Genomic DNA, 7,994 nt, shown 5'->3' on the forward strand with positions numbered 1-7,994 from the left:
CGCCGCTTCAGTTTCCGGCTGTCCTTCTTCCGCCGCCTCTTCCTCGGCCTCTTCAGCGCCGATCAGGCGGCGCACGACCTTCTCCTGAGCCAGCTGTCCCCGCAGCTCTGCCAGGCGGCCGTCCTCAGCCAGCGCCTGGCGGACGGCGGCGGTGGACGCCTGCTGGGAGCGGGCGATGTCGCTGAGGGCGGCCTCCAGCTCCTGCTCCGTGGCTTCCATCCCCCGGTCCTTGGCGATGGCGTCGAGCACCAGGCGGGCGTGGACGCCCTCCCGGGCCCGGCCCACCATGTCGTCGCGCATCTTGACCCAGTCGATGTCCACGGTCTCCAGGTCCACACCCTGGCTGGCCAGCCGCTGAGCGTAGTTGCGCAGCAGACGTTCGGTCTCCCGGCCCACCACTTGCTCCGGCAGATCCAGGGGATGCATTTCCCGCAGGCGCTCCAGGAGAGCGGTTTCCCGCTCCTCGAAGCGGCCCCGCTCCTTGTTGTGGAACATGCGGTGGCGAATCTCCTGGCGCATCTCGTCAACGCTGTCGAAGCCACCCACGGACTGCGCCAGCTCGTCGTCCACCTCCGGCAACTCGCGCTCCTTGACCGCCGTCACCTGGAAACGGAAATTGCGCTCGACGGATTCCCCCTCGACCTCGGCGGTACGGCTGAAGGTGCTCTCCTGGCCTTCCCTCAGACCGGTCACCGCCAGCGACAGCTCTTCCCAGACGTTGGGGTCGCCGACCTCGACGGCGACGGTGTCAGGCTCGCTGGCAGCCTCGTCGTCCTCAGTCTTCTCGGCGTCGTCGTCCTTGACCTCGCTGATCTCCAACGAGACCAGATCCCCCTGGGCGGCGGACCGCTCCACCGGCACCCAATCGCCCTGGCGGCGGCGCAGGTCCTCCACCATCTCGTCCACCTCTTCGTCGGTGACCTCGATGGAGGGATCCGGTAGCTTGATGCCGTCGATGTCGCCGAGCTCGATCTCCGGCCGCACGTCGACGCTGGCCTTGAACACCAGCGGCTCGTCGGGCTTGAGCTGGACGTCGTCGACCTGGGGATTGAGCAGCGAGTCGATACCGGCCTCGGACTCCGCCTGGTGCCAGTAGCGGGGCAGTAGACGGTCCACCACCTCCTTCTCGATCTCCTCACGGAAGCGCTTGAGAAGGAGCTGCTTGGGGGCCTTGCCACGGCGGAAGCCCGGGAGCTGAATCTCCCGGCTGAACGCGGTGATGACCCGCTGCATCTCGGCATCCACCGCCGGAGCAGGCACTTCGATGGTCAGCTGCTTGCGGCTGGGGCCGGCATCTTCTACGGATACGACAACGCTCATGGTCGAAACTCTTTCTGCCCGTGGCTGATTGATTGAGTCTGGGCTTGCTCGGGTCTGGGCTTGCTCGGGTCTGGGCTTGCTCGGGTCTGGGCTTGCTCGGGTCTGGGCTTGCTCGGGTCTGGGCGGGATCCTGAATCCGGCGGGCGCGGAAGCCGAGAGGCGGCCTACCGCCGCGGGGAGCGTCGAGGGACCGACGCTCCGAGAGCCGTTCGCCGGACAAGTACTGACTTGCACGGTCTTCTGTTGCTTGGTGCGAAAGAGGGGACTCGAACCCCTAACCCGTTTCCGGGACTAGATCCTAAGTCTAGCGCGTATACCAATTCCGCCACTTTCGCGAAACCGTCCCGGGCCACCGAGGAGCGGCCGGCCGAAACTGCCGGCACAACGGACGATCCAGAGCCCCAACACCTTGGGGCCCCGCGAGGCTGCCTGGAATCGAAGAAGGCTCCGGGATGAGCTTCATGGAAGTTGGTGAGCCGCCTAGGAATCGAACCTAGAACCCACAGATTAAGAGTCTGTTGCTCTGCCAATTGAGCTAGCGGCCCGACAGCCGGAGACTATACCCAAGAGCGTCGTAATTGACAACCCGATGACGCACGTCTCACAGACAGTTGGAGAAATTTTCTTCAACCGCCTTGGACAAAGTGTACCACTTCGACCTGATCACCGGCGACGAGCTGCACCTCGCCGTAGCGCGGCCGGCGGACGATTTCCCCGTTGTACTCGATGGCGACGGCGCGCGGATCCCGCCCCAACTCCGCCAACAAAGTCAGCAGAGTCGAGCCCGGGGCCACCGGATGAGGACGGCCGTTGAGCTGGATGGAATCCGGCGAGCTCACAGCAGGTGCTTGATCTCGGCGGTGCCGATGGCGCTCTCGGCGACGATGATCAAGGCCGCCGTACCCTGCTCCAGCTCGGGGATCTCGAAGTTGAGATGCAGCGATCCGTCGTCGTCGGTCTCACCACTGACCAGGGTGCGGGGCTCGCTCACCGTGGAGATCATCTTCACCGCGATGTGGGCGCCGATGACCGCCTCGCCGCTCTTGCTCGAAAACGTCTGGATGGCCAGCCCCACCGGGCGGCCCAGGCCCAGCTGATCGTCCCCGCCGACGGTCAGCAGCAGCTGCTCCTGATCCGCCTCGGAGGTCAGGTAGTCGAGGATCACCTGGTCGAGGCTGCGATCGCCGTCCTCCTCTTCGGGAGCGGCGACGGCGGTCATATCCGCCGGCATCACCACCTCGGAGGAGGTCCGGACTCCGTGGGGGTCCCCCACCACGGTGCCGGTGGTGCGCACCTCACCGGAGCCCATGTTCATCTCCGCCAGCTTCTCGTCCAGCTTGCCGCCGCGAATGGCCGCGATGGTGCGCCGGTGCTGGTGCTCCATGAGAGCGACGATGTCCTTCTCGCCCTTGCCCTCCTCGAGGAGTTTGGCATAGCTCACCCGGCGCGCCGCGAGAACGCGGCCGCCGACGTAGACCAAAGTCTCGATAAAGGGATTGGACTTGCCCTTGTCTTCCGACTGGACGTGGAGAACGACGTCATTATGGCGGACGTCAGTATTGTGCCCGGTGATCATTTAGGGAGAGTCCGCACGCTGTGGATGCACGACCGACAGATTCTAAAAACTCGGCCACCCGCCGGTCAAGGTAAGTCTCGGATTGCCGTCACGCTTCCCTTCTCCGGGAAGCCCTCGATGCCGCGAGCCCCGACCGCCGACGCCAAGCCCTACGATACCTCACCGCCCCCGGGTTCCGGGGAGCCAGGCCGAAGAGAGTCGCCCCCGGGGGGAAAATCCCCGCCGATTGTGGAATCATTCTCAGTATTCTGCGGCTCCTGCCCCGCGAGCCAGCCAGCGAGCGGTCAGGGCCCCAGCCACCCAGCAGACCAGCGAATCTGACTCGACCCGCCCCGCGGGGTCGATCCCCAACGATGGAGACGATCATGTCCGATACCAGCACCGAATCCACCGTCCTTCTCGAGCGCCACGACCGGGTAGCGGTCCTCACCATCAACCGCCCGTCGAAGTACAACGCCCTCAACGCCCAGGTCCAACGGGACCTCTTCGCCGCCCTGGACGAAGTGCGGGACGACGACGGCATCGGGGTGGTGGTGATCACCGGCGCTGGCGACAAGAGCTTCGTCGCCGGTGCCGACATCACCGAATTCGAAGGCCGCACGCCCCTGGACCAGCGGGAGGCCATGCGCTTCCCCCGCATGTTCGACATCCTCGCCGACTACCCCAAGCCCGCCATCGCCATGGTCAACGGTCTGTGCCTCGGCGGCGGCTGCGAGCTGGCCCTCTCCTGCGATCTGCGCATCGCCTCCGAGAAAGCTCAGTTCGGACTGCCGGAAATCAAGCTCGGACTGATCCCCGGCGGCGGCGGCACCCAGCGCCTGCCCCGCTTCGTCGGCCTCGGCCAGGCCATGCGGATGATCCTCACCGGCGACTTCATCCCCGCCAACGAGGCGCGCTCCATGGGATTGGTGGAGATGGTGGCGGCCCCCGACGAGCTGCGGGAGAAGACTTTGGAGCTCGCCGCCCACATCGCCACCCGCAGCCCCGCCACCCTGCGCCTGGCCAAGGAAGCGGTGCGCGCCAGCCAGCGCCTGCCCCTGGACCAGGGCATCGTCTACGAGCGCGACCTCTTCTGCCTCGCCTTCGCCACCGAGGACAAGGAAGAGGGCGTGGACGCCTTCATCAACAAGCGCGATCCCCAGTGGAAGGGCCGCTGAGCAGCCCTTCCCCGCCTCGAAAGTCAGAGCATCTGCTGCGGGTCGAGGATCCGGATCCGCGGTGGTGGAGGCTCCTCCGCCGCGGCCCCCGGCGATGCCGCCGCCGAGAGCCACTGCCACCAGAGCTCGCCGGAGGCCAGCAGCGACGCCAGGTCCAGGCCGTGGCTCCGGGGCGCCAGGGGCTCCAGACGCCGCAGGCCGCGGCTCAGCACCCGCGCCGCCGGCGCCGGCCGCTGACGCCGGCGATAGTGGTACATCCCCACCGCCACCTGGATCAGCCCTTGGAAGAGATCCCGGGGCTCCGGCGTCGTCGAGCGCCAGATCTCCTCCCACAGCTCGTGGGCGTCAAAATATTCCTCTTGATTGAAGCAGCGCACGCCGGCGGCGAAGAGCTCCCGGCGACGCTCGGCGGTGAGCACCGGGTGTAGCTCGGGCTGGATGCTGTCCGCCGGCTCTTTCATCGGCTCACGGCAGGTGCCATCAGCTCACGGCAGACCATACCGCCGGCGCTTCTCCCACAGCGCCTTGCGGCTGATCCCCAACAGCTCCGCCGCCCGGCCCTGATGGCCACGGGTATACGCGAGGGTGCGTTGAATATGACGCCGCTCCAACTCCTCCAGAGACTCGGGACGCTGCGCCGCCGAGCCCGCCGGCGGCTGCGGACTCAAGGGCCCTTCCGGCCGCAGCACCAGCTCCCGCTCCAGCAGATTGCGCAGCTGGCGCAGATTGCCCGGCCAGGAGTGTTCCAGAATCCAGCGGCGAGCTTCGTCGGCGAGCTCCAACGACCGCTGGAAGCGCTCCGACAGATCCCCCAGCACCGCCTCCAACAACAGCGGCAGATCCTCCCGCCGCTGGCTCAGGGCCGGTAGACGATAGGCCAGGACCTCGAGGCGATAGAAGAGATCGGCGCGGAAGGCGCCGGCGGCCACCCGCTGCTCCAGATCGTCGCCGGCAACGGCGATGAAGCGCACATCCGCCGCCCGCTCAGCGCCGCCCAGGGGGCTGTAGCGACGCTCCGCCACCAGCCGCAGGAGCTTCGCCTGGGCCGCCAGGGGCAGCTCCTCCACGTGATCCAACAAGAGGGTCCCCCCTTCCGCCCGGCCCACCCGGCCGGGGCTGGAGCGCTCCGCACCGGTGAAAGCGCCGGCCCGGTAGCCGAAGAGCTCGGCGTCGAAGAGCTGGCTCGGCACCACCCCGGGATCGACCTCCACCAGCGCACCGTGGCGCCGGGGAGAGGCCTCGTGGAGCGCCCGCGCAAGGGTCGAGCGACCGCTTCCCGGCGGGCCGAGAATGAGGATGGGAGAGCCGGAGGCGGCGGCCCGGCGCAAGCCGCGCAGCCGCTGTGCCAGAGAGGGAGCGGTGTCGAGAAAGCGATCGAGGGAGATGAGGGACGGCGCGAACGCCCCGGCGGCGGACCCCGCCTCCAGCGGCTCGTTTGCCGGGGAGCCGGATTCTTCGCGCTGGGAGTCTGCAGGCTCAGGCATGGGTGGCCCCGGTCCGCTCTACTCCGCCGTTCTACTCCGCCGGTCGTCTTTCCACCCGCTGGTCGCCGAGACTCGAAGCTACTGCAGCATCTCTTGGGTGACGTTCTCGGCGTCCCCCCACAGGCGGTCCAGGGCGTAGAAGTCGCGCTGCTCCTGATCGAAGACGTGGACCAGGAAGTCGCCGTAGTCCAAGAGCACCCAGCGGGCGGTGGACAGGCCTTCCACGTGGCGGGGGCGCAGCCCTTCCGCCCGCAGCGCCTCGTCCACCCCCTCCGCCAGCGCCTGCACCTGGCGCTGGTTGGTGCCGCTGCACAGCACGAAGTAGTCGGCAAAGTCGGAAACCGGTTCCAGGAAGAGCACTTTCAGGTCCACGCCCTTGCGATCTTGCAGGGCCGCGGCGGCAATGCGCACCCGGTCGGCGATGGATGGTGAGATCTCGGTTGAAGCGGTCATGATGGAATCAACGATAGAGAGCATACTTCCTGATGTAGCGAAGCACCAAATCGTCGAGTGCTCCGGGGGATGGTTCCTCGCCCTCGGCGAAGCACCGGCGAAGGTCGGTGGAGGAGTATGGCAGCGGCTCCTCCTCAATGCGATGGACCCGCGATCCGGCGGCCGATCCGGCGGCCAACGCCGCCAGCTCCGGCGGCGCGCCGTCGGGCAAATCCAGCGAGCTCGATCCCGGCCGGCGAAGCACCGCCAGCTCCACCGCGGCGGCGAGCTCCGTCCAGCGGCGCCAGGTGGGCAGCTGGAGAAACGAATCGGATCCGAGAATCAAATAGAACCGCGTCCCCGGCTGCTCCGCCTGCAACTCCTCGACGGTGTCGATGGTGTAGGCGACGCGGCCCGGCGTCAGCTCGCGGTCCGAGACCTGCAGCTCCCGATGATCGAGCAGCGCCAGCTCCACCATCGCCAGGCGGCGATGGGCCGGCGTTTGCTCCTCGTGCTGCTTGTGGGGCGGCCGGGCCGTGGGCAGGTAAAGGACCGCGTCCAGCTCCAGCTGCCGCCGCGCCGCCAGCACCGGCACCAGATGGCCACGGTGGGGCGGATCGAAGCTGCCGCCGAACAGTCCCACGCGCCTCATCCCGCCCCATCCCCTGGGGAGGATTCCTCCTCGGCGGGCTCACTCTCCTGACCGCTGGCCCGCTCCGCCCGCCGCTCCGCGGCCTCTTCCGCCGCCCGCTGCTCGTCCACTTCGTCCAGCAGCCGGCGAATCTCCCCCACCAGGGGCTTGAGGCCGTCCCGGGTGGCGGAGCTGATCTCCAGGTACGGCAGCTCCCGCTGCTCCGCCGCCGCCTGCAGCTGAGCCCGGCGCTCCTCGCGCACCGCATCCGCCTTGCTGCCGACAATGATCCGGGGCCGGTCGATGAGGTCGGTGCTGTAGGCCTTGAGCTCCTCCTCCACCGTCAACAGGTCGGCGGCGGCGTCGCTCTCCTCCTCCAGCGAGGACAGATCCACCAGATGCACCAGCACCCGGCAGCGCTCGGCGTGGCGCAGGAAGCGGGTCCCCAGCCCTGCACCGCCGGCGGCCCCCTCGATCAGCCCCGGCAGATCCGCCAGCACCATGGGCTCCTCATAATCGCTGAGGGCGACCACACCGAGCTGCGGCGACAGGGTGGTGAAGGGATAGCCGGCGACCTTGGGTCGGGCGGAGGATAGGGTGCTCAGGAGGGTCGACTTGCCGGCGTTGGGCAGGCCCACCAGACCGACGTCCGCCAGCAGCTTGAGCTGCAGCCGCAGGGAGCGCTCCTCGCCCGGCCGCCCTGGCTCATGATGCCGCGGCGCGCGATTGGTGGAGGTGGCGAAGCGGGCGTTGCCCCGCCCCCCCAGCCCGCCGGCGGCCACCCGCAGGCGCTGGCCGTCCTCCAACACCTCGCCCACGAGGGCTTCCGTGGCCTCGTCGTAGACCTGGGTGCCCAGGGGAACCCGCAGCTCCAGATCTTCACCGGTCCGGCCGGTCTTGTTGGAGCCCTCGCCGTGGTGGCCCCGTTCCGCCACGTAGGCGCCGGGAACCCGCAGATGGTAGAGGGTGTTGAGACCACCGTCCCCCACCAGATACACCGATCCCCCATGCCCCCCGTCGCCGCCGGAGGGACCGCCCCGGGGGACGAACTTCTCGCGGCGAAAGGCCAAACAGCCGTTCCCCCCGTCGCCACCGCGAACGGGGATCACAGCTTCGTCGATGAAAATCAAGGTGGGCTGGGAGGGGGAGGTGGGAGGAAACGAGCGGCGGGGCGGCGACTACCGCCCCCGCAGTCTCCTAGAAGGGCAGCATCCTACGAGGGATCGACGTGCACGTATTTGCCCCGCCGACCGCGATCCTGGAAGCGGACCACGCCGTCGGAGGTGGCGAAGAGGGTGTCGTCCTTGCCCCGCCCGACGTTCTCGCCGGGGAAGAAGCGAGTCCCCCGCTGACGCACGATGATGGAGCCGCCGGTGGCCAGTTCGTCACCGGCG

At 68.2% G+C, this 7,994-nt stretch carries 10 protein-coding genes and 2 tRNA genes; 1 reads left to right on the forward strand and 11 read right to left on the reverse strand.

The annotated features are described in order from the left end of the window. The 5 genes from tig to SX243_24155 all read right to left on the reverse strand — a co-directional run. The coding region (gene tig, locus SX243_24135; GenBank protein ID MDY7096077.1) for a trigger factor at window positions 1–1,320 on the reverse strand (1,320 nt) is incomplete at its 3' end. A 248-nt stretch (window positions 1,321–1,568) separates the two neighbouring features. Then, window positions 1,569–1,655 (reverse strand) — tRNA-Leu (locus SX243_24140). Window positions 1,656–1,789: 134 nt separating this feature from the next. Beyond that, window positions 1,790–1,865 (reverse strand) — tRNA-Lys (locus SX243_24145). Window positions 1,866–1,946: 81 nt separating this feature from the next. Beyond that, a complete protein-coding gene (thiS, locus tag SX243_24150; protein ID MDY7096078.1) occupies window positions 1,947–2,159 on the reverse strand; it encodes a sulfur carrier protein ThiS in 213 nt (70 codons plus the stop codon). Further along, complete coding sequence (locus SX243_24155; GenBank protein ID MDY7096079.1) at window positions 2,156–2,896, reverse strand: hypothetical protein; 741 nt, start codon at window positions 2,894–2,896, stop codon at window positions 2,156–2,158. The genes thiS and SX243_24155 overlap by 4 nt, the downstream gene beginning before the upstream one ends. A 365-nt stretch (window positions 2,897–3,261) precedes the next feature. On the opposite strand from SX243_24155, the gene SX243_24160 reads away from it, so the two are divergent. Beyond that, the gene (locus tag SX243_24160; GenBank protein ID MDY7096080.1) at window positions 3,262–4,053 is read left to right on the forward strand and encodes an enoyl-CoA hydratase-related protein; all 792 of its coding nucleotides are present in this window, start codon (window positions 3,262–3,264) and stop codon (window positions 4,051–4,053) included. Between the two features lie 23 nt (window positions 4,054–4,076). On the opposite strand, the gene SX243_24165 is transcribed toward SX243_24160, so the two are convergent. From SX243_24165 to SX243_24190, 6 genes are all read right to left on the reverse strand, one after another. Continuing rightward, entirely contained in the window at window positions 4,077–4,514 is a 438-nt protein-coding gene (locus tag SX243_24165; protein ID MDY7096081.1) for a DUF309 domain-containing protein, read from the reverse strand. A gap of 24 nt (window positions 4,515–4,538) precedes the next feature. Next, window positions 4,539–5,537, reverse strand: a complete 999-nt coding sequence (locus tag SX243_24170) for a sigma 54-interacting transcriptional regulator (GenBank protein MDY7096082.1) — start codon at window positions 5,535–5,537, stop codon at window positions 4,539–4,541. 78 nt (window positions 5,538–5,615) lie between these two features. Beyond that, window positions 5,616–5,990, reverse strand: a complete 375-nt coding sequence (gene rsfS, locus SX243_24175; GenBank protein ID MDY7096083.1) for a ribosome silencing factor — start codon at window positions 5,988–5,990, stop codon at window positions 5,616–5,618. A gap of 7 nt (window positions 5,991–5,997) precedes the next feature. Further along, window positions 5,998–6,621, reverse strand: a complete 624-nt coding sequence (gene nadD, locus SX243_24180) for a nicotinate (nicotinamide) nucleotide adenylyltransferase (GenBank protein ID MDY7096084.1) — start codon at window positions 6,619–6,621, stop codon at window positions 5,998–6,000. Beyond that, a complete protein-coding gene (gene obgE / locus SX243_24185; protein MDY7096085.1) occupies window positions 6,618–7,730 on the reverse strand; it encodes a GTPase ObgE in 1,113 nt (370 codons plus the stop codon). Before obgE ends, nadD begins: the two co-directional genes overlap by 4 nt. Before the next feature lie 83 nt (window positions 7,731–7,813). Then, the coding region (locus tag SX243_24190) for a 50S ribosomal protein L27 (protein MDY7096086.1) at window positions 7,814–7,994 on the reverse strand (181 nt) is incomplete at its 5' end.

The sequence above is a fragment of the Acidobacteriota bacterium genome (genome assembly GCA_034211275.1).
In the GTDB taxonomy this organism is placed as follows: domain Bacteria; phylum Acidobacteriota; class Thermoanaerobaculia; order Multivoradales; family JAHZIX01; genus JAGQSE01.